At 36.9% G+C, this 25,019-nt stretch carries 29 protein-coding genes and 7 pseudogenes; 28 read left to right on the forward strand and 8 right to left on the reverse strand.

Going from position 1 to position 25,019, the window contains the following annotated elements; all coding sequences use genetic code 11:
- Positions 1 to 567 precede the first annotated feature (567 nt).
- The 4 genes and pseudogenes from V3224_RS17765 (at position 568) to V3224_RS17780 (ending at position 2,461) form a co-directional block, all read left to right on the forward strand.
- Entirely contained in the window at positions 568 to 759 is a 192-nt protein-coding gene (locus V3224_RS17765) for a hypothetical protein (RefSeq protein WP_334472123.1), read from the forward strand.
- A 303-nt stretch (positions 760 to 1,062) separates the two neighbouring features.
- A pseudogene (locus tag V3224_RS17770) lies at positions 1,063 to 1,554 on the forward strand (transposase); the annotation flags it as partial.
- Positions 1,555 to 1,739: 185 nt separating this feature from the next.
- A pseudogene (locus tag V3224_RS17775) lies at positions 1,740 to 2,195 on the forward strand (transposase); the annotation flags it as partial.
- Between the two features lie 110 nt (positions 2,196 to 2,305).
- Positions 2,306 to 2,461 (forward strand): hypothetical protein, encoded by a 156-nt coding sequence (locus V3224_RS17780; RefSeq protein ID WP_334472125.1) that lies wholly within the window; start codon positions 2,306 to 2,308, stop codon positions 2,459 to 2,461.
- Between the two features lie 26 nt (positions 2,462 to 2,487).
- Here the strand turns inward: V3224_RS17780 and V3224_RS17785 are convergent, their stop codons facing one another.
- Positions 2,488 to 3,360 (reverse strand): IS982 family transposase, encoded by an 873-nt coding sequence (locus tag V3224_RS17785; RefSeq protein WP_334467716.1) that lies wholly within the window; start codon positions 3,358 to 3,360, stop codon positions 2,488 to 2,490.
- A gap of 124 nt (positions 3,361 to 3,484) precedes the next feature.
- Between V3224_RS17785 and V3224_RS17790 the strand changes: the two genes are divergently transcribed.
- The 3 genes from V3224_RS17790 to V3224_RS17800 all read left to right on the forward strand — a co-directional run bounded on the left by V3224_RS17790 (position 3,485) and on the right by V3224_RS17800 (position 4,554).
- Complete coding sequence (locus tag V3224_RS17790) at positions 3,485 to 3,634, forward strand: polymer-forming cytoskeletal protein (RefSeq protein ID WP_334472277.1); 150 nt, start codon at positions 3,485 to 3,487, stop codon at positions 3,632 to 3,634.
- Complete coding sequence (locus tag V3224_RS17795; RefSeq protein ID WP_334472126.1) at positions 3,631 to 3,828, forward strand: hypothetical protein; 198 nt, start codon at positions 3,631 to 3,633, stop codon at positions 3,826 to 3,828. The genes V3224_RS17790 and V3224_RS17795 overlap by 4 nt, the downstream gene beginning before the upstream one ends.
- Positions 3,829 to 4,134: 306 nt before the next feature.
- A complete protein-coding gene (locus V3224_RS17800; protein ID WP_334472127.1) occupies positions 4,135 to 4,554 on the forward strand; it encodes a hypothetical protein in 420 nt (139 codons plus the stop codon).
- On the opposite strand, the pseudogene V3224_RS17805 reads toward V3224_RS17800, so the two are convergent.
- Positions 4,537 to 5,028, reverse strand: a pseudogene (locus V3224_RS17805) (transposase); the annotation flags it as partial. The gene V3224_RS17800 and the pseudogene V3224_RS17805 overlap by 18 nt on opposite strands.
- Positions 5,029 to 5,117: 89 nt before the next feature.
- Between V3224_RS17805 and istA (V3224_RS17810) the strand changes: the two are divergent.
- Together istA (V3224_RS17810) and istB (V3224_RS17815) are read left to right on the forward strand one after the other, a co-directional pair.
- Positions 5,118 to 6,157 (forward strand): annotated as a pseudogene (istA, locus tag V3224_RS17810) (IS21 family transposase).
- Positions 6,144 to 6,905 carry an IS21-like element helper ATPase IstB gene (gene istB / locus V3224_RS17815; RefSeq protein ID WP_334472128.1) on the forward strand — a complete coding sequence of 254 codons (762 nt, stop codon included), beginning with the start codon at positions 6,144 to 6,146 and terminating at the stop codon, positions 6,903 to 6,905. The pseudogene istA (V3224_RS17810) and the gene istB (V3224_RS17815) overlap by 14 nt, the downstream one beginning before the upstream one ends.
- Positions 6,906 to 7,777: 872 nt before the next feature.
- Here the strand turns inward: istB (V3224_RS17815) and V3224_RS17820 are convergent.
- On the reverse strand, positions 7,778 to 8,110 hold the full coding sequence (locus V3224_RS17820; RefSeq protein ID WP_026823658.1) for a hypothetical protein: 333 nt from the start codon (positions 8,108 to 8,110) through the stop codon (positions 7,778 to 7,780).
- Between the two features lie 145 nt (positions 8,111 to 8,255).
- The gene (locus V3224_RS17825; protein ID WP_334472129.1) at positions 8,256 to 8,453 is read right to left on the reverse strand and encodes a hypothetical protein; all 198 of its coding nucleotides are present in this window, start codon (positions 8,451 to 8,453) and stop codon (positions 8,256 to 8,258) included.
- A gap of 125 nt (positions 8,454 to 8,578) precedes the next feature.
- Between V3224_RS17825 and V3224_RS17830 the strand changes: the two genes are divergently transcribed.
- From V3224_RS17830 to V3224_RS17870, 9 genes are all read left to right on the forward strand, one after another.
- Positions 8,579 to 9,862, forward strand: a complete 1,284-nt coding sequence (locus V3224_RS17830; protein ID WP_334472130.1) for a phage/plasmid replication protein, II/X family — start codon at positions 8,579 to 8,581, stop codon at positions 9,860 to 9,862.
- Positions 9,863 to 9,882: 20 nt separating this feature from the next.
- Entirely contained in the window at positions 9,883 to 10,176 is a 294-nt protein-coding gene (locus tag V3224_RS17835) for a DNA-binding protein G5P (protein WP_334472131.1), read from the forward strand.
- 9 nt (positions 10,177 to 10,185) lie between these two features.
- Positions 10,186 to 10,284 (forward strand): tail virion protein G7P-2, encoded by a 99-nt coding sequence (locus tag V3224_RS17840; RefSeq protein WP_310513615.1) that lies wholly within the window; start codon positions 10,186 to 10,188, stop codon positions 10,282 to 10,284.
- A 91-nt stretch (positions 10,285 to 10,375) separates the two neighbouring features.
- Positions 10,376 to 10,633 (forward strand): major coat protein, encoded by a 258-nt coding sequence (locus V3224_RS17845; RefSeq protein ID WP_334472132.1) that lies wholly within the window; start codon positions 10,376 to 10,378, stop codon positions 10,631 to 10,633.
- Positions 10,634 to 10,675: 42 nt separating this feature from the next.
- On the forward strand, positions 10,676 to 11,737 hold the full coding sequence (locus tag V3224_RS17850) for an attachment protein (RefSeq protein ID WP_334472133.1): 1,062 nt from the start codon (positions 10,676 to 10,678) through the stop codon (positions 11,735 to 11,737).
- On the forward strand, positions 11,737 to 12,078 hold the full coding sequence (locus V3224_RS17855; protein WP_334472134.1) for a DUF5455 family protein: 342 nt from the start codon (positions 11,737 to 11,739) through the stop codon (positions 12,076 to 12,078). The genes V3224_RS17850 and V3224_RS17855 overlap by 1 nt, the downstream gene beginning before the upstream one ends.
- Complete coding sequence (locus V3224_RS17860) at positions 12,079 to 13,128, forward strand: zonular occludens toxin domain-containing protein (RefSeq protein WP_334472135.1); 1,050 nt, start codon at positions 12,079 to 12,081, stop codon at positions 13,126 to 13,128.
- A complete protein-coding gene (locus V3224_RS17865; protein WP_334472136.1) occupies positions 13,109 to 14,398 on the forward strand; it encodes a secretin N-terminal domain-containing protein in 1,290 nt (429 codons plus the stop codon). The genes V3224_RS17860 and V3224_RS17865 overlap by 20 nt, the downstream gene beginning before the upstream one ends.
- Positions 14,399 to 14,558: 160 nt before the next feature.
- Complete coding sequence (locus V3224_RS17870; RefSeq protein ID WP_334472137.1) at positions 14,559 to 14,834, forward strand: helix-turn-helix transcriptional regulator; 276 nt, start codon at positions 14,559 to 14,561, stop codon at positions 14,832 to 14,834.
- A 608-nt stretch (positions 14,835 to 15,442) separates the two neighbouring features.
- On the opposite strand, the gene V3224_RS17875 is transcribed toward V3224_RS17870, so the two are convergent.
- Together V3224_RS17875 and V3224_RS17880 are read right to left on the reverse strand one after the other, a co-directional pair.
- Positions 15,443 to 15,775 carry a hypothetical protein gene (locus tag V3224_RS17875; protein ID WP_334472138.1) on the reverse strand — a complete coding sequence of 111 codons (333 nt, stop codon included), beginning with the start codon at positions 15,773 to 15,775 and terminating at the stop codon, positions 15,443 to 15,445.
- 126 nt (positions 15,776 to 15,901) lie between these two features.
- Entirely contained in the window at positions 15,902 to 16,231 is a 330-nt protein-coding gene (locus tag V3224_RS17880) for a helix-turn-helix domain-containing protein (RefSeq protein WP_334472139.1), read from the reverse strand.
- 105 nt (positions 16,232 to 16,336) lie between these two features.
- Between V3224_RS17880 and V3224_RS17885 the strand changes: the two are divergent.
- From V3224_RS17885 to V3224_RS17905, 5 genes and pseudogenes are all read left to right on the forward strand, one after another.
- Positions 16,337 to 17,620: pseudogene (locus V3224_RS17885) on the forward strand (phage/plasmid replication protein, II/X family).
- Between the two features lie 20 nt (positions 17,621 to 17,640).
- Positions 17,641 to 17,934 carry a DNA-binding protein G5P gene (locus tag V3224_RS17890; protein ID WP_334472140.1) on the forward strand — a complete coding sequence of 98 codons (294 nt, stop codon included), beginning with the start codon at positions 17,641 to 17,643 and terminating at the stop codon, positions 17,932 to 17,934.
- Between the two features lie 5 nt (positions 17,935 to 17,939).
- Positions 17,940 to 18,197 (forward strand): hypothetical protein, encoded by a 258-nt coding sequence (locus V3224_RS17895; RefSeq protein WP_334472141.1) that lies wholly within the window; start codon positions 17,940 to 17,942, stop codon positions 18,195 to 18,197.
- 7 nt (positions 18,198 to 18,204) lie between these two features.
- Positions 18,205 to 18,450: a hypothetical protein gene (locus tag V3224_RS17900; protein ID WP_135677416.1), complete on the forward strand. Its 246-nt coding sequence runs from the start codon at positions 18,205 to 18,207 to the stop codon at positions 18,448 to 18,450.
- 127 nt (positions 18,451 to 18,577) lie between these two features.
- Positions 18,578 to 19,288 (forward strand): hypothetical protein, encoded by a 711-nt coding sequence (locus V3224_RS17905; protein WP_334472142.1) that lies wholly within the window; start codon positions 18,578 to 18,580, stop codon positions 19,286 to 19,288.
- A gap of 10 nt (positions 19,289 to 19,298) precedes the next feature.
- Here the strand turns inward: V3224_RS17905 and V3224_RS17910 are convergent.
- Positions 19,299 to 20,069 (reverse strand): annotated as a pseudogene (locus V3224_RS17910) (IS982 family transposase); the annotation flags it as partial.
- A 57-nt stretch (positions 20,070 to 20,126) separates the two neighbouring features.
- Between V3224_RS17910 and V3224_RS17915 the strand changes: the two are divergent.
- Complete coding sequence (locus V3224_RS17915; RefSeq protein ID WP_334472143.1) at positions 20,127 to 21,332, forward strand: IS256 family transposase; 1,206 nt, start codon at positions 20,127 to 20,129, stop codon at positions 21,330 to 21,332.
- A 32-nt stretch (positions 21,333 to 21,364) separates the two neighbouring features.
- Here the strand turns inward: V3224_RS17915 and V3224_RS30150 are convergent.
- Positions 21,365 to 21,472: pseudogene (locus tag V3224_RS30150) on the reverse strand (IS982 family transposase); the annotation flags it as partial.
- A gap of 350 nt (positions 21,473 to 21,822) precedes the next feature.
- On the opposite strand from V3224_RS30150, the gene V3224_RS17920 reads away from it, so the two are divergent.
- The 4 genes from V3224_RS17920 to istB (V3224_RS17935) all read left to right on the forward strand — a co-directional run bounded on the left by V3224_RS17920 (position 21,823) and on the right by istB (V3224_RS17935) (position 24,993).
- The gene (locus tag V3224_RS17920) at positions 21,823 to 22,242 is read left to right on the forward strand and encodes a hypothetical protein (protein ID WP_334472144.1); all 420 of its coding nucleotides are present in this window, start codon (positions 21,823 to 21,825) and stop codon (positions 22,240 to 22,242) included.
- A 458-nt stretch (positions 22,243 to 22,700) separates the two neighbouring features.
- Positions 22,701 to 23,147 (forward strand): hypothetical protein, encoded by a 447-nt coding sequence (locus V3224_RS17925; RefSeq protein WP_334472145.1) that lies wholly within the window; start codon positions 22,701 to 22,703, stop codon positions 23,145 to 23,147.
- 57 nt (positions 23,148 to 23,204) lie between these two features.
- Positions 23,205 to 24,245 carry an IS21 family transposase gene (istA, locus tag V3224_RS17930; RefSeq protein ID WP_334472146.1) on the forward strand — a complete coding sequence of 347 codons (1,041 nt, stop codon included), beginning with the start codon at positions 23,205 to 23,207 and terminating at the stop codon, positions 24,243 to 24,245.
- Positions 24,232 to 24,993: an IS21-like element helper ATPase IstB gene (gene istB / locus V3224_RS17935; RefSeq protein ID WP_334472147.1), complete on the forward strand. Its 762-nt coding sequence runs from the start codon at positions 24,232 to 24,234 to the stop codon at positions 24,991 to 24,993. Before istA (V3224_RS17930) ends, istB (V3224_RS17935) begins: the two co-directional genes overlap by 14 nt.
- The last annotated feature ends 26 nt before the right edge of the window (positions 24,994 to 25,019 follow it).

Genomic DNA, 25,019 nt, shown 5'->3' on the forward strand with positions numbered 1-25,019 from the left:
TAGTCGCTTTTAATATGCTATTAATATAAATTATCATTTAAAATAGCTATCGAGTTCATTATATCACTACAACAAAATAACGCTTATATTGTTATCAAAATAGTAACGGTTCATGTTTTATAGTTTTAAAAAATTAACTTGAACAATAAAATAATAATTTATAAATTTGCATATCAGAATAAAAGTATAAAAATTATAAGATAAGTCAATATTTTTGATCGAAGATGCATTGCAATATACTGAAACTAACTAATATAATGAATAATGATTAATTTTGTTGCAATTTAGCTATTTTATAATAGACAAAAAAATGTTATTTATTTTCTCACAATAACAATCCGAGAGCATAAAAAGTGATTTAATTTAAAAATCAATCTACGTGACATTTTAATCAACCATCAATTAACAAAAAAACAAATATTTTAACACCAACATCCACTTTAAATTAAGTGAAACGATTAATAACATAAAATTATTATGGAGATAACAAAAAAAATTTTTACTTTACGCATCATAAACTCTGAATTTAATGCTGTGCTAATTAATTAAAATCCGGTGGAGGACTATGTGCGATTAATCAACGTAGCAATTATTGCATGGTGCGTTTCTATCATCCACGAGTTTCGCAATCTCCAAAAAAGAAGTATAAATTTAAAAACAAGAAAAAATCAGGGTGTTCATATTTTGTCGGGTTATCCATGTATTAAAGATATCTATAAAACATTCTCACGAGTTTCGCACAGACCTATAAAATTCTAGAAATGGCTTAAAAGTAATGATTAATCTGCAAGTTACTGAAATGCATAAATTCACTTAATTTACAATAAGTTATATTTAATTTATAAGGTTTTATCTATTTACATATTATGCTGAATTAAACTTAAAAATAGAGCGTTTTTTTATTGGTGCGAAACTCGTGGATTAATCTACAAGTTACTGAAATGCATAAATTTACTTAATTTACAATAAGTTATATTTAATTTATAAGGTTTTATCTATTTACATATTATGCTGAATTAAACTTAAAAATAGAGCGTTTTTTTATTGGTGCGAAACTCGTGATTCTTACAAGTAAGCAGTTTAAGATACTCTGGTTTAGCGTTATCAGAAGTAAGCCCATCGCCTTTATCTGATGACACTGTTAGCCGATGGCTAAAAAGTAGATGTTTTAGACCTAAAGACCTATGGCGATTAGTTGAACCTTCTATAGACAAAAAAAGCCCTTGCGTACTAATTGCCGATGATACATTGATTGCCAAAACACGTAGTAAAAAAATAGAGATGGTCCATTATCAATATTCAGGTAATGAACATGAGGTTATTGCTGGCATAGGTTTAGTTAATTTGCTTTGGCATGATCTGACGAAGGTTGAATCAATTCCTATCAATTATCGTATTTATGATAAAGATTCTGATGGAAAAACAAAAAACACGCACTTTTCCGAAATGCTCACTCTTGCTAAAAAAAGAGGGATCATGCCAGAAGCGGTAGTGATGGATGCTTGGTATTCTAGCCTGGATAACCTGAAATCAATTCGCTCTCATGCACGAGTTTCGCACAGGCATATAAAATTCTAGAAATGGCTTAAAAGCAATGATCAATCTGCAAGTTACTAAAACACATGAATTTTCTTAAATTACAATAAGTTGTATTTGATTTATAAGGTTTTATCTATTTATATATTATGCTGAATTAAACTTAAAAATAGAGCGTTTTTTTATTGGTGCGAAACTCGTGTCATGGTTGGATCTGGGTAAACACGCTGAGGAAAAATAGGATTGTTAACCATAACAAACAACTGAACAAGTTAGACATCTCAGAAGAAGGAACGTCAATACACTTGCGAGGATATGGTTGGGTAACCGTTTTCAAATTTACAGCCAAAAACGGCCGTATTGATTACATAGTAACAAACAAAGAGAATCCCACCCGTCAATACCTCAAATCTATCATGGATGCCCGTTGGTCTGTTGAAGTTTATCATCGAGAAGTTAAACAAAACTGTGGTATTGAACGCTGTCAGGCTCGCACGAGCCGAGCGCAAAGAAATCATATTTTTCTCGCTATTTCTGCGTGGTTTGAACAACATAAACGTCGTATATCTGAAAAAATAACCCTTTATCAACAAAATTGGGACGTAATCAAAAGTGCTATTACTGAGCAAATCCGTGTTTTATTAGCGTACCCAAATTAGTTTTGTGCGAAACTCGTGTCATCATGTATTCCACTGGATTCTTTTGGGTTTGCTTTAGCAGTGGATTAGTTTCTAGCCGGCTAATTATCTATTATTTTAGGAGAAATATTTTGTTTAAGAAACGGGAAATTGAAAGTACAGAAAATAAGCAAAGCACAGAAAACAATCTTGAAAGCAAAAGTGACAAGAAAACTATTATATGCTCTGAAACTTGTTTCACCGGAGATATTGTCTCAGACGCAGATATACTCATTGATGGTAAATAACCTGAGTTCGGGATAAGCATTATCAATTATACTTGAAGATACGTACCTGCAACAGGTATCTTTGGTTTAGATGGCATTAAACAATATGCAACCAGTCCGCCTAATAAATTCACTACAAAGTTAGCCGGAGAGCGATGTCGCGTATGCTCTATTTGACAAAGATTTTTTAACTCATCAAATACCGTTTCAATGACAGAACGATGACGCAAGATGGCTTTGTCGAAACAAGTCTGTTTAATAGGCTTCATTTTCTTCTTGATATTCGTTATAAGGCTAATTCCCATCGTTTTGAGTTGCTGTTTCAGTGAAGCCGATAAATACCCTTTATCTGCGTACAAACAACCAGAAAGATCCTTTGTCAGCTCAGGCAATGGTTTCCGATCATCGGTGTTTCCTGGTGTGAGTCGAAAACTGAGTATTTCCCCCAAATGATTGATAATTACATGAAGCTTGAAACCAAAGAACCAACCTGTTGAATTTTTTCCCCGTTCAGCTATCCCATTGAAGACTTTATGTCTGCGGATCCGTAAGTTATCACACACCGCTATCGGAGTAGAATCGGCAACCGATAGCCCCGTGCATTTTCCCTTAATTGACTCAAACAGTGCCGTTAACGCTAAGGCACTACGCGGAAGTAACTCTACACAGCGTGAATAGGATGGCAAGTTAGGAAATTCCTTCCGGAGATATAAGCGGACATAATAGAGATAAAATACCTTGAATTGCCTGAATCGGAGTTGATGAAACAACACAACCAGTGTCATCATTTCCGCCAACGAAAGCTGAGTAGACCGTCTACGACGCTTAGTACCGTTAGTCAGCAAATATTCATGCATTTTTGGCTCGAAGTCTTTGCAAAAATCATCCATCAGGCAATAAAGTTCAGTAAGATTTTCCATAATTGTTTAACAATGCTCTACTCTTTAACCAGACTGTTAGAGTATTTTAACAAAACAGGCTCATTCAACTATTTGAATATCAAGACTTTCTCTTTATTTCTTATCCCGAACTCAGGTTAAATATATCGGCAATATTTTATGTAAAGAAAACACGGTTATTGTGACAAGAACTGGTATAGTAACAGGCAGTATATTAGCCAAAAAATCGATTATCGATGGAAAAATTGATGGTCGTGTTGAGTCAAATTTAATTGAAATTCAAAAAATGGCATGATCGAAGGTGAGATTTATAGTGAAAATCTGTCTATTGAGGATGGTGGGTTCTTTATTGGCATATCGAAAAAAATTACAGTAGATCTAAACAAAAAAATACCGGAAGGAAATAACGTGCAAGAGCATAAAAAACATCAAAAAATTGATGCTACCAATGCGATTGCCCTAAAAGAAAAGAAAGAAAAAGTTTCTTAATCACTTATCGAACAGGGATCACTGGAAGCATTAAATATGTTTCCAGTTGTAATATTTACATTAGGACGATATATGTTTGATCACTGTTTTTCTTATGCCGAAAAATATACTCACTTAAAAAAATAAAATAACAAACAGTCCAACAAAATGGATAAGCCGTTATTTTAACAACTGTTATTTATTGGTTGGACTGTTGTTAGTTGGCTATTTCCAAAAAAACTTAAGTATACTTGAGTATACAACTAACGCCCTAATTGGCATTTGGCTTTCTAGAGCTGTAGCTGTCCGTTTGAATTGCTAGATTGATTGCATAATAAAAATTGGCATAATATACAACGCCGTTATGTTGATTTTTCCCCTTGTAGAAAATATAAGATATATCAATGTGAGTATAATATATATATTAGTAAGTTAGACAGAAACGGTGATGAAATTATTGATTCACGTATCGAACTGGCTAACCTTAGTAAAAGAGAATATTTTGAAAACTTCAAAAAAAAATTCTCAGAAATTAAAGAATACAATAGCTATAAAGAAATAGTAGATAACAATTACAAAATAATAAGTGAATTAAAATATTTTAATATCAATATATTAGATAATCTCAAAGAAGTAGCTATTCGTTATACGATAGAAAATAGTTCTAACTATTTGAATAATCCAGACAACTTTGAATTAAAGAAAAAACTACACGAGTTTCGCACAAAACTAATTTGGGTACGCTAATAAAACACGGATTTGCTCAGTAATAGCACTTTTGATTACGTCCCAATTTTGTTGATAAAGGGTTATTTTTTCAGATATACGAGGTTTATGTTGTTCAAACCACGCAGAAATAGCGAGAAAAATATGATTTCTTTGCGCTCGGCTCGTGCGAGCCTGACAGCGTTCAATACCACAGTTTTGTTTAACTTCTCGATGATAAACTTCAACAGACCAACGGGCATCCATGATAGATTTGAGGTATTGACGGGTGGGATTCTCTTTGTTTGTTACTATGTAATCAATACGGCCGTTTTTGGCTGTAAATTTGAAAACGGTTACCCAACCATATCCTCGCAAGTGTATTGACGTTCCTTCTTCTGAGATGTCTAACTTGTTCAGTTGTTTGTTATGGTTAACAATCCTATTTTTCCTCAGCGTGGTTACCCAGATCCAACCATGAGAGCGAATTGATTTCAGGTTATCCAGGCTAGAATACTGTCACCGATCATGCAAAACTGATCCACTAACGATCATCTAAAACTGATCCACTTGGTATTATTCGCACATTTTTGTACGGATAATTTATGTTAACCAAGGAGATATTTGTGGATATTCATGTTCGCTTTGCACAAGGACAAAGCCTTCGAAAAATTGCCCGTGAATTGGGCATATCCCGTAACACCGTAAAACATCATTTACAACAACAGACAATGCCAACTTATGCTAAAAGAAGTCAACAACCGACTAAATTAGCACCCTTTAAACCTTATTTGCTTCATCGAATTGAACTGCCTAAACCTGATTGGATCCCTGCAACAGTCTTATTTGATGAAGTAGTTGAAAGCGGCTATCAAGGCGGTATTGCTCAATTACGCCGATTTGTTTGTCAATTAAACCAAGCATTGTTCCCGAAGCTGTCGTCCGTTTTGAAACACAGCCAGGTCAACAAATGCAAATCGACTTCACCAGCATCCGGCGAGGTAAAAAATCACTAAAAGCGTTTGTTGCAACGCTAGGCTATTCGCGTGCGAGTTATGTAAAGTTCTTTGATAATGAACGAGCAGAATCCTGGCAACAAGGTTTACGAGAAGCTTTCGACTATTTTGGTGGTGTACCACAGGAAATATTGTGTGATAACGCAAAATCCCTCATCATCGAACGGGATGCTTATGCAGAAGGTGAACATAAATTACATGTCGAAATCCTTCAAATGTCGAAAGATTACGGGTTTAAATTGTGTGCTTGCAAGCCCTACAGGGCAAAAACTAAAGGGAAAGTAGAGCGCTTTAACCACTATTTAAAAAACAGCTTTATTGTACCATTAAATACCGACCTTCGTGCTCATAATCTTGAACTGGATATTGAGATAGCTAATGCAAGAGTGGGGCCCTGGTTACAACGCGTTGCCCATCAGCGGATTCATGGAACAACGTTAGAGAAGCCAGCAGATAGACTAGCTAAGGAAGTTAAGTATCTTCTACCCTTACCAGCAAGGGTTTGCCAATCTATCCCGCAGACTGATACGCTTAATATCCGTATCGTACCGCCCCTTGAATCTGTCAGTTTGCAACACTCAATCAGCGTATACGAAGCATTGCTGGGAGGTGAACATGTTATTGCATGAACAAATTGAACACCTGTGTGAGTCATTGAAATTAAATTCTATTCCGACTCATTGGTCATCACTTGCCGAACAATGCATTGCCCAAGACAAAAGCTACGGAGAGTTTTTACTGTGCCTATTAAAATGTGAGCAACAACAACGAGATGAACGAACCCGTAATCTTTTGAGTCGGATGGCAGGATTCCCAGCACATAAAGAACTTAATACGTTCGATTTTAAGTTTGCAACGGGGATCCCCAAACAACACATACAGGAATTAAGCGCATTAACGTTTATTGAACGTAATGAAAATGTCGTGTTGCTTGGCCCAAGCGGTGTAGACAAAACGCATTTAGCTATTGGGTTAGGATTAAAAGCAGTACAGGCCAAGAAGAAAACCCGCTTTACCACGGCAGCTGAACTGATGTTGCAACTCTCAACTGCCAAACGACAAAATAAGCTCAAACAATATCTATCACGTTCGGTGATGGCCCCGAAATTGTTGATTATCGATGAGATTGGATACCTGCCGTTTGGGCGAGAAGAAGCAAACCTGTTTTTCAATGTGATTGCCAAGCGTTATGAGCATGGCAGTGTCATATTGACGAGTAACTTATCATTTGGGCAATGGCCAAATGCTTTTGCTGATGACGCAACATTAACTGCCGCTATGCTTGATCGTTTACTTCATCATTCGCATGTACTGCAATTAAGCGGTGAAAGCTATCGATTGAAAGATAAGCGGCGCTCAGGAGCAATGACTGAGTAAAAGTGGATCAATTTTGATTGATCGGATTTAGCTAAAAAGTGGATCAGTTTTCGGTGATCGTTGACAATTAACCAAAAAAGAGATTGCTTGGGCGCGTGATGTGTCTTATCCGGTGGTAAGAGATACGTTACAAGACACTAAGAATAAATTTCAGTTTTATTCTTTGAGCAACCTTATTTCGACGTTTCATATCCGTTTGGTTTTGTTCGCGTTTTATCAATGTACCTTGCCAAATAGAAAATAGCCGTTTTTCTCTGCAAAGTACCCTACATTTTGTAGGGTACAATCTTTGATTGTCATTTTTTATATTGACTGGGTATTAGGTCATAACTTCTAAAATCAATTATGAAATACCGCCACTTCTGATTTAGAGTCGCATCACACCAATATCAGGGAAACCCGCTAGTTTATTAGCGGGCTTTTTTTATGCTTGGAGATGCTGGATGTGTGTTCCCCTAAATATGGCAAGGTCAGATATTGGGGCATCCAGCCTTAAAATTATAGCAGATATTTTTAAAATGTCCGTCAGGACATGTAAGGCGGCAGATTGAAATCGCAAAGATAACCGACTGCAAAACCGCCGAAGCCAGGGGGGACTTATCGGGTAGCAAGGAACCCACGCGTTAGCGCTCCTGCTAAGCCATCTTTTTACGATAAATAAAGCGACTGAGTAGTTTGAGGGTCGAAGACAAGCGAATCGTTTAGTGATATTTTGTTTGTTTTTTAATTTCACACCAAATCAATAAAATGATTATTCCTAGATTAATATTCCATAATATACCATCAAGGTTCGCACAATGTACAATGCCGTTATGTTGAATAGCCGTCTGCGAAAATAGCTCCTCGCAGACGGCGGCCATTTACACATAACGCTATTGTGCGAACCTGCGGTTATGTCGATCTAGGTAGCCTGACTTGACGCTAAGCCCAAATAGGGGGTTTTTGATTAGTGGAACAACCGCAATATCGAATTTATCAGGTTCTGGTAACAATTCTCTACTTATCAATGCGGGAAATTTTGTATCTTCAAAATAAGCTATTTCAAGATTATCCGTATAGATAGGCATTCCAAATCCATTTTCTTTCATTGTCACAAAACGTCGATTAACGATATTAAACAGGGTATAACCGATGACGTCAGGGTTATTTTTTCTAAATTCAATTTCTATTTCTTTTAGTCGTTTTATTATTTTTTTCTGTTCCATTTATATCAGCCATTTGTTAATTAAATGTTACGTAATCAAGAGTGCATGACTCTTAAAATTATGTACTCTTGTATCATTTTGATATACTTTTACTTAAATTTAACTTTTATTTCCACATTTAATAACAATGATATTGTTATTTTATCTATGCTTTCCTGGCAGTTTTTTTAGCTATTATATCTTTTACTGCATCATCAAGATAATTATCTATAAGATAACTTACTAATTCTGTTTGTTTTAGTATATCTCCTGTTTTATTTCCTATTTCTAGTATTTTCCTTTTTAGTTCTAGCTTTCTTTCTTCGTTTATTCTTACTGTTGTATCTGCTCTTTTGGATGTCATAACAAATTTCCCCTTTTAGTTATTAATCATATCTTTTTTTTATTCAATATTTCACGCATGCGTATTTACAACATGCAAATGTTTCTTATGTCATGTGTGCATGATGTAAATATTGAGATTTGTAAATGATAGATTTCCTTGAATTGCAGATTCCATTTAAAGACGAGTATGTAATTAGAACATCTCGTGATAGAGAACACGGAGGAGGCTCTATCGATTTTATGCAGATTGCTAAATTAAGCGGTATTCGGCTATCTGCTCGCGATGTGGAATTTGAAATAAAAGGGGATTTATCTGTTCAGGAATTAGCGCATCCTTTTGAATCGTTACCAACGCATTTTGCCAGTTTGGGCATGAAGATTTATCAGGGAACTCATTTGATTTTTCCGCGTGTCAATCTTAAGGCTTCACCTGCCAAGCTCTTACAGGGGCATAACGTATTTGGTTCAACCAATATTGCATTATGTGGTTTGGAGTTAATCACTAATTTAGCGGCTTCCATGCCACATCTTTTAAATTTGTTAGATGTCGAGAATAGCGAAGTTTCTGAGCTTCATACAACGTTATCAGTAAGATTACCGACGGAAAGTATTTGTAAACAGGTGATTGCCTATTTCAAAAATATTAGTCATGGACAAACCAAAGCCACGAAATCAAACGATTATGAATCAACCGTCTATTTTAACCGTGGCTCTAAACATAGGGAATTGTGTATTTATTATAAAGCGTTTGAATTGGCAAAACGATTAGGTGAAATACAAAAAAAATTGCGGGTTAATCCTAATGATGAGGTTTTGCTTAATCAGTTTGCTATTTTAAATGATAAACGACTGATTGATTTTGCTAATAATTTGTTGAGATTAGAAGGGCGATTGAAAAAACGGTTTTTAAAAGATAATCAGATTCCGGTTAATTTTTCAGCGCTTTGTCTTTATCAACAACACTATGAACGTGGTAGGGCTAATTTAATTTACGATCTGTGGATGAAAAGTTTTGATGATTTGCTGACGGCACTAAGGGGTATGGAAATGAATATTTATGATGATGAACATATTTTTGAACGATTAAAATCACATTATTATTCCACTACGCCCAAAGGCAACATCTCCTATGCCAAAGCCCAACGGATATTCGGTTTTTATCGCCGTTTAGTCAATGAAGGATTTTACAATGTTCTTAATTCCATGAGTCGAATGACGTTTTGGCGTTATTTGACCTTATTAACCGATATTGGCATCAGCAAATCACAATTACAAAATCTTACGGGCGATAAATCTAACGTCATTCCTTTTTATAAAGTTATCCATATCGATTTTTCTCAACAACGGCCTGACTGGTATGTTGAGCCAGTGAGTGTTTTTGAACGTCAGAATAATATTTATCCATTTAAACAAGTTGCAAACGCTTAAATCAAGAAAGGTGAACCATTATGGCTGCATTGCCCTTATATCAAACGGTGATTAGTGGAAAAGTAACCCGTGTCAGTACTTCTGATGATGGACACGTTTATACCACTGTTATTTTACCTGCGCCTGACCCTTATTCTAAACCGCCTATAGTCAAAATTCGTTCTAAACGACGTGTGGGGACGATTGACTCAGAAATCAATGAACTGGTTTGTCGTATTTCAGGTTATGAGCGTTCCTTTAGATATCCTGATAAAAAAACAGGGCAAATGACACTTGGGTATAAAGTTGAAATGTTCCTTGATTTAGCAGAATAGGTAATCGCTATGGCAACAGTAGGGTTACCGGAAGTATATAACCTGATTTTCGAGATTGGAATTGTCTTATGTTTCGGTCTTGGATTTATAGCAGGAGGACAGAGGTAATGGAGATCGTTTATTTATTCTCGGCTTTTGCTATCGGATGGGGTTTTTCATACTCCATTTTGGTTTTTAAAAAATTAGCGGAGGTTTCAGTATGAAATTTTTATCTAACGCAAAGGCATTTATTTTAAATAAATATCTGGCAGTATCACTTTTTCTTTTTTCAGGAATCGCGTTAGCGGCAGGTGAAGGTGGTGCAGGTACGACAACTGATTACGCGAGTCAGGCGATGGATTCATTGCTTACCCAAGCGAATACCTTAATTGGTAAAGTTTGGCCTGTTGTGGTTGCTGTTGTTGGTGCAGGATTAGCGATTCGCTTATTTAAGAAATTTTCTTCAAAAGCAGTTTAATAGCCTGTTGGGGGGTAATGCCCCCACTTTTAGGGGTTATTTATGAACAACTGGCCTTATATTTTTTTATTATTTTCAATTTCCTTTTTTGCTCATGCTGAGTGGGAAACATCTTATCATGAGTTAGAAGTTATTTGGGATCCTGAAAAAGAAAGTGCTGTCAGGCCATGTGCGGAAGCGAAAGATGCGGCTTTAGATTTTTATGAGAGTGTTAAAGATTCTTTTGTAAATCAAGGGTATCAAATTAAATATGAGTTAGATAAGAGTTGTAAAGTGCCTTCTGCGAGTAAAGATCTTGTGTATGTTAAATGGGGCATTACGGTTTATTGGGGTAAAGATGATGAAAAGGATTGTTTAGCAAAACCGATAGAAGCAAAGACTTATGCTAATGCTTATAAAATCGGTAGTGATTATTATGTCAATATTGAGGGTTGTCAGTATATTGCAACCGGTACGATTGTACCAATTGGTGATACGGTTGCAGCGGATTGGAAACCGACGGGTAAAGTTCTTGAAGAAGGTAAAGGTAAGGGTTCTGGTGGGAATGAGGGCGGCAGTAGTCCGGGTGGTGGTTCCGGCGGGAATGAAGGAAGCGGTAGTGTCGGCGGTGGTTCGGGTGGGAATGATTTAGATGAAGAGGATGATATCGCTTCTGCGGTAGAAACAGCGTTAAAAAAATCGTTAATTGAAGAATATGATAGTGGTAAGGATACCTCAGAGGCGACTAAAAAAACCGATGAATCATTAAAAAGTATTTCAGGATCGTTTGATAATTTATTAAGAGGGGCGGGTAATTTTGCTGATCCTGATACGACTTTATACGGTCAGGGAGAATCGGTATTTGATACAGCGGTTAAGATTGCCAGTCCGTTAGAAATTAAAGAGGGGTCTTTTTGGCGTTCAATTTTTAGTCATGTGTCTATTTTTCCTAATGGTCAGGGTTGTTCTGATTTTATTCTTTTTGCGGACGACGTTTATGAAATCAGAATTGGTTGCGATAAGTTAACCGCAATAAAATCATTACTTTCGTGGGTAATGGCAGCATTGACGTTTTGGTATGTTTTCACTTCGTTAACTTCGTTGTTACGCAAGGGAGGTGATTAATGCCGGTATTATTAGGATTTGCGGCAGTATTACGTTATTTAACGGGTTTTGTTCCTTTGGTATTAAGTTATAGCGCGGTGTTATTTACTAAATTAATCACGAGAACGGGATTAATTGTTACGGCTTTAGTTTCGCTTATTATGACCACAATGATAACCGCGTATGGTTATTTTATTGAAATTGCAGTGACGTATTTACCGACTGATTTTTCCCATTTAATGACATCGATTTTACCCGATAATTTTCATGCTTATATTATTGCGATTATGTCAACCCGAATTGTGGTTTTTTTATTTGATTTAAAAGAAAGGCTTTTAAATTATGCCCATAGGATTTTATAAATGGCGGTTTATTTTGTCACAGGGGCATTAGGGTCTGGAAAATCATTAATTTCCGTGGCGAAGATTCAGGATAAATTAATAAAGGGTTATCCGGTGGCGACAAATATTGATTTAAAACCCCATAATATGCCCGCTGTTGGTAAAATGGCGAAGAAAATAATGATTTATCGTTTACCCGATAAACCGACGTTATTTGATTTAAATGCCATTGGTCGTGGTAATAAAACGTATGATGAAAAATTAAATGGGTTATTAGTGCTTGATGAATGTGGCACTTGGTTAAATACCCGCAGCTGGAATGATAAAAGTCGTCAGCCTGTTTTAGACAGGTTTTTACATGCCCGTAAATTAGGCTGGGATATTATTTTTTTAGTGCAAAATATTTCATTAGTCGATAAACAGGCCAGAGAAGCGTTAGCTGAGCATGTGGTTTATTGCCGACGGCTTGACCGCTTTGCCATTCCATTGATTGGCTCATTATTGAGTATTATTTTTGGTGCCAAAATATCGGCGCCAAAAATTCATTTAGGGATAGTTAAATATGGCGATAATATTCAATCGCCTGTTGTTGAACGTTGGATATATCGTGGGACGGATTTATATGATGCTTATGATACCAAACAACAGTTTTCTTCTTTTTATAATAAGGGCGTTTATTGTCTTTTACCACCTTATTCTATTTATGGTCGCTATCAACAACCCTTAACGTTAAGTAAAATTATGCGATTAACACGTATTCATTTAAAACGTTTTTCAAAATTAAGATTATTAATTTTAGGCGGTTTATTGGGTATTTCTATCGGTTATTTTTTTATTCATCATCCTCAAAAAGAAATATTAGAAACACAGCTAGTTAAGCAATTTGAAATAAATAAATTAAAAATAAAATCATTTAAATTATTAGGTGATGAAACACGGATTTTATTTTTAATGGATAATGAAATGATTGAATCCGGTGAACTTATTCAACAAGGTTACAATATTGAAGTGATGAGTGCCTGTAAAATGAGAATATACGGGAGGGGAAGAAATGCGCTGGTGTCTTGTTAGTTTTATCCTGATATTTTCATTAAATACGTTTGCTGAAAAAATTGCCATGACCAATGTGCCAATATCTGAATTTGTGGATTGGTATTCGAGAAAAACGGGTAAAGGTGTGATTGTACCCAATGATTTTAATGAAAAAATCACCGTTTATAATGCTGATATTTCACCTGAAAATTTACCTGCTTTTTTTGTTTCAGTGATGGCGTCTAGAGGTTATGAGGTCAGTCCCGGTAATCCGGTGATTATTGCCAAAAGTCATCAAGGCAATTATGGCATTTCTGCGTTGGATAAGGCGTTAGAGAATCCATTGCCGGAAGGGTCAAGTTTACATTATTTGCCAGATTATCCTACGCCACAACGGGGTCATTTTTTCACGCAAAAAACGCAAACCTATTCGTTTCATCATGTTCTGGTTAAAGATGTTTTTTCTGTTATTGACATCTTCCTGAAATCGTCACCTTACTCAGGCGGACAGGTGGTGATTGATGAGGGCAATAATCGTTTGGTTGTGACGACAACGCCAGAGAATCATAAGCAGATACAATCTTTTGTGCCGTCTATTGATATACAACGAACGCAAGTGTTAATTGAAAGCATTATGTTTGAAACCACCAACGGCAGTAATTTTGATTTTTCTTTTGGCGTAGGGAAAAAATCAGGGTCAACGGTGGTAGGGGGCGTAAATACGGCTACGCTGGGCGATATTTTGTCCAGTAGCGGTGGGTCATTTGGCATTTTTTCAGGCAATGTTTTAGGTTTGGCATTAACGGCGGTTCAGGGTGATAAGCACAGTAAGTTATTATCTGTGCCGCGTATTTTGACGTTATCCGGTAAACGCGGATTGATTTCATCTGGTCAGAATGTACCGATTGTGACGGGTAAAATTATTGGTCAGGGGGTTGATGTTAAAAATCCTTTTCAGACCATTGAGCGACGTGATGTAGGGATTTCGCTTGATGTAACACCGGTAGTGTTAAATGGTGACAGTGTCATGTTAACGGTGAAATCGAAAGCGGACAGTGTTTCAAATATTTCCAATGCAACGGATATTGTTTTTAATCAACGTTCAATTGATACGACGGTTCAGTTGAAAAATGGCGATACGTTGTTGATTGGGGGCTTAATCCAGCATAATGCGGTCAACTCTACTTCTTCGGTTCCTTTTATTTCTGCCATTCCGTTGATAGGTTGGTTGTTCGATGCCCGGTCAGATACGAAGGATAATACGGTGATGTATATTCTGATTAGAGCACGGGTACTGAATGTTGTTTAACTGACGGAAGGCCATACCCTAACAGGCGCAGCCTGATGGGGTATGGTTGGAGTCAGTTGTTAAATGTTGTTTGTTATGCGTTAAACTGTTTTTTAGCGCTGCATAGCCAGACGTCCATCTGACTATACAGCTATCACATAAACCTTAAGAGGAGGTCTATATGACTGTGTTCGATCCTACTCAATATCCGGAGTTACGCAATCTTTTTCCTGAGTTAACGCCTGTGCAGTTTGAAACGGCAATGTTATATGCTTTAGGATTAACTAAAAAAGAGATTGCCTGGGCGCGTGATGTGTCTTATCCGGTGGTAAGAGATACGTTACAAGACATTAAGAATAAATTTCAATTTTATTCATTGAGTAACCTTACTTCGACGTTTCATATCCGTTTGGTTTTGTTCGCGTTTTATCAATGCACCTTGCCAAATAGAAAATAGCCGTTTTTCTCTTTAAAGTGCCCTACATTTTGTAGGGTACAATCTTTGATTGTCATTTTTTATATTGACTGGGTATTAGGTCATAACTTCTAAAATCAATCATGAAATACCGCCACTTCTGATTTTGAGTCGCATCACACCAACATCAGGGAAGCCCGCTTCTTCTTGGCGGGCTTTTTTTATGCTTGGAGAGGCTGGATGTGTGTTCCCCTAAATATGGCAAGGTCAGATATTGGGGCATCCAGCTTTAAAATTATAGCGGATATTTTTAAAATGTCCGTCAGGACATGGAAGGCGGCAGATTGAAATCGCAAAGATAACCGACTGCAAAACCGCCGAAGCCAGGGGGGGACTTATCGGGTAGCAGGAACCCCTGCGCTTGCGCCTCCTACCAAGCCATCTTTTTACGGTAGCTAAAGCGACTTAGGGGCTTAAGGGTCGAAGACAAGCGAATCGTTTAGCGACAGATTGATTTTTTATCTGCTTTTGTTTGTTGTTTGATTATTCCGTAAAATGCCATTAAGGTTCGCACAATGTACAATGCCGTTATGTTGAATAGCCGTCTGCGAAAATAGCTCCTCGCAGACGGCGGCCATTTACACATAACGCTATTGTGCGAACCTGCGGTTATGTCGATCTAGGTAGCCTGATTTGACGCTAAGCCCAAATAGGGGGTTTTTGATTAGTGGAACAACCGCAATATCGAATTTATCAGGTTCGGGTAACAATTCTCTACTTATCAATGCGGGAAATTTTGTATCTTCAAAATAAGCTATTTCAAGATTATCCGTATAGATAGGCATTCCAAATCCATTTTCTTTCATTGTCACAAAACGTCGATTGACGGTATTAAACAGGGTATAACCGATGACGTCAGGGTTATTTTTTCTAAATTCAATTTCTAGTTCTTTTAGTTGTTTTATTATTTTTTTCTTTTCCATTTACATCAGCCGTTTGTTAATTAAATGTTACACAATCAAGAGTGCATGACTCTTTAATTATGTACTCTTGTTGCAAATTGCAACTTTTTAACCTTGTTAATTATTTATAATAACATTAATTTTACATCATTCTTTATCTAGTTTTTCTGATTCTGCTGTGAGAACCCACATTTTTATTAGTTTTTTTATCATTTTTTGGTCTTCATTTGGCAGCCTGTTTATAGCTTGTGTTAGATAACTGTTTGTTGTGCTTTCATCTCCAAATATCAATTCTTCTATTGTTAGATTTAGTGCGGTTGATATTGATATAACAGTTCTTATTTGTGGATTATTTTGTTCTCCGCTTTCGATTCTTGATATTTGTGTTTTTGAAATACCACTTTTTTCTGCTAAATCTTGTTGGCTTAGATTTAGCATTCCTCTGATGTTTTTAATTCGTTCACCTAAATGAGGCATTTTTACCTCCTAAAATACTTTAATGTCATTTTAACGCCTTTTTGTTGCATATATGAGTTATGTGATGTATATATGACATCATATCGTTACTTATATGGTGTTTCGATGATAGATTTACTTGAGTTGCAGATTCCATTTAAAGATGAGTATGTGATTAGAACGTCTCGTGATAAAGAGCATGGAGGTGGTTCTATCGATTTTATGCAGATTGCTAAATTAAGCGGTATTCGCTTGTCTGCTCGTGACGTGGAATTTGAGATAAAAGGGGATTTATCTGTTCAGGGATTAACCCATCCTTTTGAATCATTACCAACCCATTTTGCCAGTCTGGGCATGAAGATTTATCAGGGAACCCATTTGATTTTCCCGCGTGTCAATCTTAAGGCTTCACCTGCCAAGCTCTTACAGGGGCATAACGTGTTTGGTTCAACCAATATTGCGTTATGTGGTTTGGAGTTAATGACTAATCTAGCGGTTTCCATGCCGCATCTTTTTAATTTGTTAGATGTAGCAAATACCGAAGTTTCTGAGCTTCATACAACGTTATCAGTGAGATTACCAACGGAAAGTATTTGTAAACAGGTGATTGCTTATTTTAAGAATATCAGTCATGGACAAACCAAAGCCACGAAATCAAACGATCATGAATCCACCGTTTATTTTAATCGTGGTTCTAAACACAGGGAATTGTGTATTTATTATAAAGCGCTTGAACTGGCAAAACGTTTGGGTGAAATACAAAGAAAATTGCGGGCTAATCCTAATGATGACGTATTGCTTAATCAGTATGCCATTTTAAATGATAAACGCCTGCTTGATTTTGCCAATAACCTGTTGAGATTAGAAGGGCGATTAAAAAAACGTTTTTTAAAAGATAACTCGATTCCGGTTAATTTTTCGGCGCTTTGTCTTTATTAACAACAATATGAACGTGGTGGGGCTAATTTAATTTACGATCTGTGGATGAAAAGTTTTGATGATTTGCTGACGGCACTAAGGGGAATGGAAATGAATATTTATGATGATGAACATATTTTTGAACAATTAAAATCGCATTATTATTCTACCACGTCCAAAGGCAACATTTCATACTCTAAAGCGCAACGGATATTTGGTTTTTATCGTCGTTTAGTGAATGAAGGCTATTTTAATGTTTTAAATTCTTTAGAACGAACTACTTTTTGGCGTTATTTGACCTTATTAACCGATATTGGCCTCAGCAAATCACAATTACAAAATCTCACGGGCGATAAATCTAACGTCATTCCTTTTTATAAAGTTATCCATATCGATTTTTCTCAACAACGTCCTGACTGGTATGTCGAGCCAGTGAGTGTTTTTGAACGTCAAGATAATATTTATCCATTTAAACAAGTTGCAAACGCTTAAATCAAAAAAGGTGAACCATTATGGCTGCATTGCCCTTATATCAAACGGTGATTAGTGGAAAAGTGACCCGTGTCAGTACTTCTGATGATGGACACGTTTATACCACGGTTATTTTACCTGCGCCTGACCCTTATTCTAAACCGCCTATAGTCAAAATTCGTTCTAAACGACGTGTGGGTGCGATTGACTCAGAAATCAATGAACTGGTTTGTCGTATTTCAGGTTATGAGCGTTCCTTTAGATATCCTGATAAAAAAACAGGGCAAATGACACTTGGGTATAACGTTGAAATGTTCCTTGATTTAGCAGAGTAGCTAGTATGGAAGATGATTTCGATATTACAACTAAATTATGTCATCCCATTATGAATAGTGATGGGAATGAAAATAGTTGTAATGACGTAATTTTGAAATTACCGAAAACAGAAGTTATTAAGCTTCAATCTTTGGTTATTTCAAATAATCCGCCGTTAGGAGAATTCAATGTAAATATCTTAGGGGCTGGGTTAGGGCTTGTCTTAATCTTTTATGTATTAGGTTACGGATTAGGACGAATGATTAAAATGTTAAATTTGTAGGTGTTTTATGAATATTACAAATAGTATTTCTTCTGCTTATTTAAAAACGGGCGTTTTCGCAACAATGGCATTAAGTTCTTTTGCGTTTGCTGAAGATGCGCCTGTATCGGCTAATTATCTTGATGGATTATTAAAAAAGATTGATGTCGCTCCGATTATTACGGGCGTTGTTGCTGTGGCGGGGACAATTATGGGCGTTGCTGTGGTTGTTATGGGCATTAAAAAAGTTGCTCGTATGCTCAATGCGTTTTAGCTGACAGGGGCTTTATTGCCCCTTTTCAGAGGTATTTATGTGGGAACTAATGAGTTTTTTTACCGGTGTATTATGTGGTTGGGCGGTAATACAGGGATTTAATACTTATTGATAATAGGCAATGATAATGAATCGCTATTCTTTGAAGAAAAAAATAGGTGTTTATCATTTGATTGCTATCGTTTTATTTTTTCCGGTTTATTATTCTTATGCGAATCCGGCTATTCTTCTTGCTCGTACGGCTATTGGTGCTGGTTTAGCCAGAATAATAGCGACAAGAGCTTCTGCTATTGCTGCTAATGATGCGGTGTACTTATCCTTAGTGAGTAACACAAGCCGTTCTATTTCAAGTTCACTGTTGAAACGTATTTCATCAAAGATAAGTGATAAATCAATTTATAAGTCCGTTGGCGGCGCGTTGAGTTGGGCTGGCGTGGGTCATAGTATTGGGACTATAAATGAAAATGCTTTTGTTTTTGATGAAATTAAAGTCGCTACGACTGGTAAGAAAAGAGATGATGGTCGGTATGATGTTTTTATAAATGGAAAAAACTATATTTCAGATTTTGAGCCATCTCCAGATAATCCCTTTTTTATAACAATAAATACAACAGAGAATGGCGATGTCATTATTTCGGATTCATTAAATAACTCTTATCGATTTTATACTTATTTTAATAAGAAAATCATACAGTGTTATGATTGGTCAAGGGTTGCTTTGTCTTATTTCTATCAATATAAAAATTCAAATAAACCAAAAGGTTGTGGATTAGCTGGAATCGCTTGTAGTGTTGATTCGCCTAGCGTAAAGCGTATTAATAACCTGAGTTCGGGATAAGCATTATCAATTATACTTGAAGATACGTACCTGCAACAGGTATCTTTGGTTTAGATGGCATTAAACAATATGCAACCAGTCCGCCTAATAAATTCACTACAAAGTTAGCCGGAGAGCGATGTCGCGTATGCTCTATTTGACAAAGATTTTTTAACTCATCAAATACCGTTTCAATGACAGAACGATGACGCAAGATGGCTTTGTCGAAACAAGTCTGTTTAATAGGCTTCATTTTCTTCTTGATATTCGTTATAAGGCTAATTCCCATCGTTTTGAGTTGCTGTTTCAGTGAAGCCGATAAATACCCTTTATCTGCGTACAAACAACCAGAAAGATCCTTTGTCAGCTCAGGCAATGGTTTCCGATCATCGGTGTTTCCTGGTGTGAGTCGAAAACTGAGTATTTCCCCCAAATGATTGATAATTACATGAAGCTTGAAACCAAAGAACCAACCTGTTGAATTTTTTCCCCGTTCAGCTATCCCATTGAAGACTTTATGTCTGCGGATCCGTAAGTTATCACACACCGCTATCGGAGTAGAATCGGCAACCGATAGCCCCGTGCATTTTCCCTTAATTGACTCAAACAGTGCCGTTAACGCTAAGGCACTACGCGGAAGTAACTCTACACAGCGTGAATAGGATGGCAAGTTAGGAAATTCCTTCCGGAGATATAAGCGGACATAATAGAGATAAAATACCTTGAATTGCCTGAATCGGAGTTGATGAAACAACACAACCAGTGTCATCATTTCCGCCAACGAAAGCTGAGTAGACCGTCTAGGTAGTGTTCAAAAATCTGTGTCATATCTTAAACTCTAAAAAGAGAGGTATGACATATGAGAAATCAACCATTTAATTTTGATGAAGCGTTGAAGCAATTACAATCAGGTAAAAATTTACTCGGTACGGATGGAATACTCACACCACTCATAAAACAGCTTACCGAAGCTGCCCTACAGGCAGAAATAGAGCACTACCTGTTGACAACGTCAATCGATACGCGTAAAAATGGCTATACTCGAAAAACGGTTAAATCGACATCAGGTCAATTTGAACTGAAAACGCCTAGAGATAGGTCAGGTGCTTTTGAGCCTCAGCTTATTAAGAAAAATCAGACAAAATTATCAGAGGATATTGATAACAAAATCCTCTCGTTATTTGCGTTAGGTATGAGTTATGGTGATATTCAAAAACATGTTGCAGAATTATATGGACTGGAAATATCAGATGGCGCTATTACGAATATTACTGACAAATTACTCCCTGAATTAAAAGCTTGGCAACAACGCCCTCTGGAGGCGGTCTATCCTTTTGTCTGGCTCGATGCCATTCATTATAAGATAAAGCATGATGGTCACTATATCAATAAGGCAATCTACACAGTACTTGGATTAACCACCGATGGGCATAAGGAATTGTTAGGACTGTATATCGCTGAAACAGAAGGCGCACATCATTGGCTGAGTGTTCTGACTGACTTACATAACCGTGGTATACAAGATATTTTAATCGCTTGTGTTGACGGATTAAAAGGGTTTCCAGAAGCGATAGCCAGCATTTTCCCGCAAACAGAAGTTCAGCTATGCGTAGTTCATCAAATTCGCAATAGCTTACGTTATATTGCCAGTAAAGACCAAAAAGCCTTTATGGCTGATTTAAAGCTTGTTTATCGTGCAGATACTAAAGCGGCGGCTGAGCTTGCCCTTGATGAACTGGAAACGAAATGGGGTGAAAAATACCCGATAGTGCTAGAATCCTGGCGAAAAAAATGGGATTTGCTCAGTGCTTATTTTCGATACCCTAAAGCCATTAGGAAACCGATTTATACCACCAATGCGGTAGAGGCTGTTCATCGGCAGTTTAGGAAATTAACCAAGACTAAAGGGGCGTTTCCTAACGAAAATAGCTTATTGAAATTACTCTATATTGGCATCAATCAGGTATCCAACAAATGGACTATGCCGATTAGTAACTGGGCGTTAACCATTGCTCAATTGTCCATCTATTTTAAAGGTCGCCTGGATGGTATAATGAAAATATAAAATCACCTGACACAGAATTATGAACACCCTCACCGTCTACGACGCTTAGTACCGTTAGTCAGCAAATATTCATGCATTTTTGGCTCGAAGTCTTTGCAAAAATCATCCATCAGGCAATAAAGTTCAGTAAGATTTTCCATAATTGTTTAACAATGCTCTACTCTTTAACCAGACTGTTAGAGTATTTTAACAAAACAGGCTCATTCAACTATTTGAATATCAAGACTTTCTCTTTATTTCTTATCCCGAACTCAGGTTAACTAATGTTGACTTAAGCAATATTGATTTACATTCGGCCATTTTAGAAAAGCTCGATATTAATAACACTAATTTTGCTGGTGCTAGCTTAAACAATACGTTAACTTTAGCGCTCCCTAACAATTGGAGTGCAAGAAACCTAGAGACTAAACTTAATCACTTCAATTATCAAGGTAGTCTATTAACCAGTATCGGAAGTATTGACGATAGATATAATGAATTAAAAATCAAGTTGGCTTGGCAGTTAATCAGTTCATTAAAAGCATCTAATGTTGATCTAAAACAAGTTACTCTACCACTACTAAACATTTTTATAAAAACCCCGTTTACTACCGATAAGAACATTAGCACCTTTGTGAATCAACTAATGAGTGAGCAGCAAAAAAACAATCCATCAAACATGCTAAGGACATTGGAACAACAAGCTGGCATGGCTAATGACTTGCTCAATTATTTCAACCAACAGCCGCAACTGATGGCATCCAAGGAACTTAATAATACCTTTATATCCGCCTTACTGACAGCCAGAACTCAAGGGATTAATATAGTAAATGGGATCACAATCGATAGCCTATATGAAAAATATTTAAACTTGCCAAAAATTCAGCAGCTACACGAGTTTCGCACCAATAAAAAAACGCTCTATTTTTAAGTTTAATTCAGCATAATATGTAAATAGATAAAACCTTATAAATTAAATATAACTTATTGTAAATTAATTAAATTTATGCATTTCAGTAACTTGCAGATTAATCATTACTTTTAAGCCATTTCTAGAATTTTATAGGCCTGTGCGAAACTCGTGAACTAGTCAAACAAGAGGAAATTAAAGGTGTTTTTGGTGATTATGAAGCCAATGCCGATTGGGCAGATAAACATGCAGCAAATTACCTACTTTTATCACCGACAAAACCAGGAAGAACGTTAATCGTTTCTGAAAATATTCTCAATAACATGCTACACCCTAAGCAGGACACTAAATGGGATAACATCGTTCTTTTTCAGGATGGTAAATGTTTAAGCCCGACTGAATACAATCTGACATAATGTTATCAACAAGAATTTCCGCTGTTCTCAATTCCCTTCAAAGATGGGCATTATCAGGCCCCATTGCATAAGCTGATTGAAACACTGGATTTAGGTGAACGCTTTAAGCCACTATTTCTTGATGCGCTTAATTCCAAGAGCCATAACACCAAGCTAGTAGATGATATTGTTCAACAGGAATTAAATAAAATATTTTCTCGTGTGATAGATGCCGAAGAGTATCGATTAAAAGAGCAAAATTATGACCAAATTATCAATTTATTTCATTTAACATCTAGTACCAATAGAGAAAAAGCGGAACATCTGTTCTCATTAGCCACTGTTTTTAGCCGGTATACAAGTAAGGTATTCTTTGGTACCGAAGTTAACTCCCCAATAATACTTAGATATTATGCCTACGCTTTAATGGAAAAAGCCCATCAAATTGATCCCTCTTTACTATCTGATAGGTTTGCTGAATGGAAGAAACAATTACTCGGTGTCACCGATCATGCAAAACTGATCCACTAACGATCATCTAAAACTGATCCACTTGGTATTATTCGCACATTTTTGTACGGATAATTTATGTTAACCAAGGAGATATTTGTGGATATTCATGTTCGCTTTGCACAAGGACAAAGCCTTCGAAAAATTGCCCGTGAATTGGGCATATCCCGTAACACCGTAAAACATCATTTACAACAACAGACAATGCCAACTTATGCTAAAAGAAGTCAACAACCGACTAAATTAGCACCCTTTAAACCTTATTTGCTTCATCGAATTGAACTGGCTAAACCTGATTGGATCCCTGCAACAGTCTTATTTGATGAAGTAGTTGAAAGCGGCTATCAAGGCGGTATTGCTCAATTACGCCGATTTGTTTGTCAATTTAAACCAAGCATTGTTCCCGAAGCTGTCGTCCGTTTTGAAACACAGCCAGGTCAACAAATGCAAATCGACTTCACCAGCATCCGGCGAGGTAAAAAATCACTAAAAGCGTTTGGTGCAACGCTAGGCTATTCGCGTGCGAGTTATGTAAAGTTCTTTGATAATGAACGAGCAGAATCCTGGCAACAAGGTTTACGAGAAGCTTTCGACTATTTTGGTGGTGTACCACAGGAAATATTGTGTGATAACGCAAAATCCCTCATCATCGAACGGGATGCTTATGCAGAAGGTGAACATAAATTACATGTCGAAATGCTTCAAATGTCGAAAGATTACGGGTTTAAATTGTGTGCTTGCAAGCCCTACAGGGCAAAAACTAAAGGGAAAGTAGAGCGCTTTAACCTCTATTTAAAAAACAGCTTTATCGTACCATTAAATACCGACCTTCGTGCTCATAATCTTGAACTGGATATTGAGATAGCTAATGCAAGAGTGGGGCCCTGGTTACAACGCGTTGCCCATCAGCGGATTCATGGAACAACGTTAGAGAAGCCAGCAGATAGACTAGCTAAGGAAGTTAAGTATCTTCTACCCTTACCAGCAAGGGTTTGCCAATCTATCCCGCAGACTGATACGCTTAATATCCGTATCGTACCGCCCCTTGAATCTGTCAGTTTGCAACACTCAATCAGCGTATACGAAGCATTGCTGGGAGGTGAACATGTTATTGCATGAACAAATTGAACACCTGTGTGAGTCATTGAAATTAAATTCTATTCCGACTCATTGGTCATCACTTGCCGAACAATGCATTGCCCAAGACAAAAGCTACGGAGAGTTTTTACTGTGCCTATTAAAATGTGAGCAACAACAACGAGATGAACGAACCCGTAATCTTTTGAGTCGGATGGCAGGATTCCCAGCACATAAAGAACTTAATACGTTCGATTTTAAGTTTGCAACGGGGATCCCCAAACAACACATACAGGAATTAAGCGCATTAACGTTTATTGAACGTAATGAAAATGTCGTGTTGCTTGGCCCAAGCGGTGTAGGCAAAACGCATTTAGCTATTGGGTTAGGATTAAAAGCAGTACAGGCCAAGAAGAAAACCCGCTTTACCACGGCAGCTGAACTGATGTTGCAACTCTCAACTGCCAAACGACAAAATAAGCTCAAACAATATCTATCACGTTCGGTGATGGCCCCGAAATTGTTGATTATCGATGAGATTGGATACCTGTCGTTTGGGCGAGAAGAAGCAAACCTGTTTTTCAATGTGATTACCAAGCGTTATGAGCATGGCAGTGTCATATTGACGAGTAACTTATCATTTGGGCAATGGCCAAATGCTTTTGCTGATGACGCAACATTAACTGCCGCTATGCTTGATCGTTTACTTCATCATTCGCATGTACTGCAATTAAGCGGTGAAAGCTATCGGTTGAAAGATAAGCGGCGCTCAGGAGCAATGACTGAGTAAAAGTGGATCAATTTTGATTGATCGGA

It is taken from the genome of Arsenophonus sp. PmNCSU2021_1 (genome assembly GCF_036919435.1).
Taxonomy (GTDB): Bacteria; Pseudomonadota; Gammaproteobacteria; order Enterobacterales; family Enterobacteriaceae; genus Arsenophonus; species Arsenophonus nilaparvatae.

What these genes read in the sequence shown, in the direction of transcription:
- V3224_RS17855 (WP_334472134.1), top strand. Translation starts at nt 11,737, where the DNA reads ATGCCGGTATTATTAGGATTTGCGGCAGTATTACGTTATTTAACGGGT.
- V3224_RS17835 (WP_334472131.1), top strand. Translation starts at nt 9,883, where the DNA reads ATGGCTGCATTGCCCTTATATCAAACGGTGATTAGTGGAAAAGTAACC.
- V3224_RS17785 (WP_334467716.1), bottom strand. Translation starts at nt 3,360, where the DNA reads ATGGAAAATCTTACTGAACTTTATTGCCTGATGGATGATTTTTGCAAA.
- V3224_RS17900 (WP_135677416.1), top strand. Translation starts at nt 18,205, where the DNA reads ATGAATATTACAAATAGTATTTCTTCTGCTTATTTAAAAACGGGCGTT.
- V3224_RS17795 (WP_334472126.1), top strand. Translation starts at nt 3,631, where the DNA reads ATGATCGAAGGTGAGATTTATAGTGAAAATCTGTCTATTGAGGATGGT.
- V3224_RS17830 (WP_334472130.1), top strand. Translation starts at nt 8,579, where the DNA reads ATGATAGATTTCCTTGAATTGCAGATTCCATTTAAAGACGAGTATGTA.
- V3224_RS17890 (WP_334472140.1), top strand. Translation starts at nt 17,641, where the DNA reads ATGGCTGCATTGCCCTTATATCAAACGGTGATTAGTGGAAAAGTGACC.
- V3224_RS17915 (WP_334472143.1), top strand. Translation starts at nt 20,127, where the DNA reads ATGAGAAATCAACCATTTAATTTTGATGAAGCGTTGAAGCAATTACAA.
- V3224_RS17865 (WP_334472136.1), top strand. Translation starts at nt 13,109, where the DNA reads ATGCGCTGGTGTCTTGTTAGTTTTATCCTGATATTTTCATTAAATACG.
- V3224_RS17820 (WP_026823658.1), bottom strand. Translation starts at nt 8,110, where the DNA reads ATGGAACAGAAAAAAATAATAAAACGACTAAAAGAAATAGAAATTGAA.
- istB (WP_334472147.1), top strand. Translation starts at nt 24,232, where the DNA reads ATGTTATTGCATGAACAAATTGAACACCTGTGTGAGTCATTGAAATTA.
- V3224_RS17850 (WP_334472133.1), top strand. Translation starts at nt 10,676, where the DNA reads ATGAACAACTGGCCTTATATTTTTTTATTATTTTCAATTTCCTTTTTT.
- V3224_RS17905 (WP_334472142.1), top strand. Translation starts at nt 18,578, where the DNA reads ATGAATCGCTATTCTTTGAAGAAAAAAATAGGTGTTTATCATTTGATT.
- V3224_RS17840 (WP_310513615.1), top strand. Translation starts at nt 10,186, where the DNA reads ATGGCAACAGTAGGGTTACCGGAAGTATATAACCTGATTTTCGAGATT.
- V3224_RS17845 (WP_334472132.1), top strand. Translation starts at nt 10,376, where the DNA reads ATGAAATTTTTATCTAACGCAAAGGCATTTATTTTAAATAAATATCTG.
- V3224_RS17870 (WP_334472137.1), top strand. Translation starts at nt 14,559, where the DNA reads ATGACTGTGTTCGATCCTACTCAATATCCGGAGTTACGCAATCTTTTT.
- istA (WP_334472146.1), top strand. Translation starts at nt 23,205, where the DNA reads ATGTTAACCAAGGAGATATTTGTGGATATTCATGTTCGCTTTGCACAA.
- istB (WP_334472128.1), top strand. Translation starts at nt 6,144, where the DNA reads ATGTTATTGCATGAACAAATTGAACACCTGTGTGAGTCATTGAAATTA.
- V3224_RS17860 (WP_334472135.1), top strand. Translation starts at nt 12,079, where the DNA reads ATGGCGGTTTATTTTGTCACAGGGGCATTAGGGTCTGGAAAATCATTA.
- V3224_RS17895 (WP_334472141.1), top strand. Translation starts at nt 17,940, where the DNA reads ATGGAAGATGATTTCGATATTACAACTAAATTATGTCATCCCATTATG.
- V3224_RS17825 (WP_334472129.1), bottom strand. Translation starts at nt 8,453, where the DNA reads ATGACATCCAAAAGAGCAGATACAACAGTAAGAATAAACGAAGAAAGA.
- V3224_RS17875 (WP_334472138.1), bottom strand. Translation starts at nt 15,775, where the DNA reads ATGGAAAAGAAAAAAATAATAAAACAACTAAAAGAACTAGAAATTGAA.
- V3224_RS17880 (WP_334472139.1), bottom strand. Translation starts at nt 16,231, where the DNA reads ATGCCTCATTTAGGTGAACGAATTAAAAACATCAGAGGAATGCTAAAT.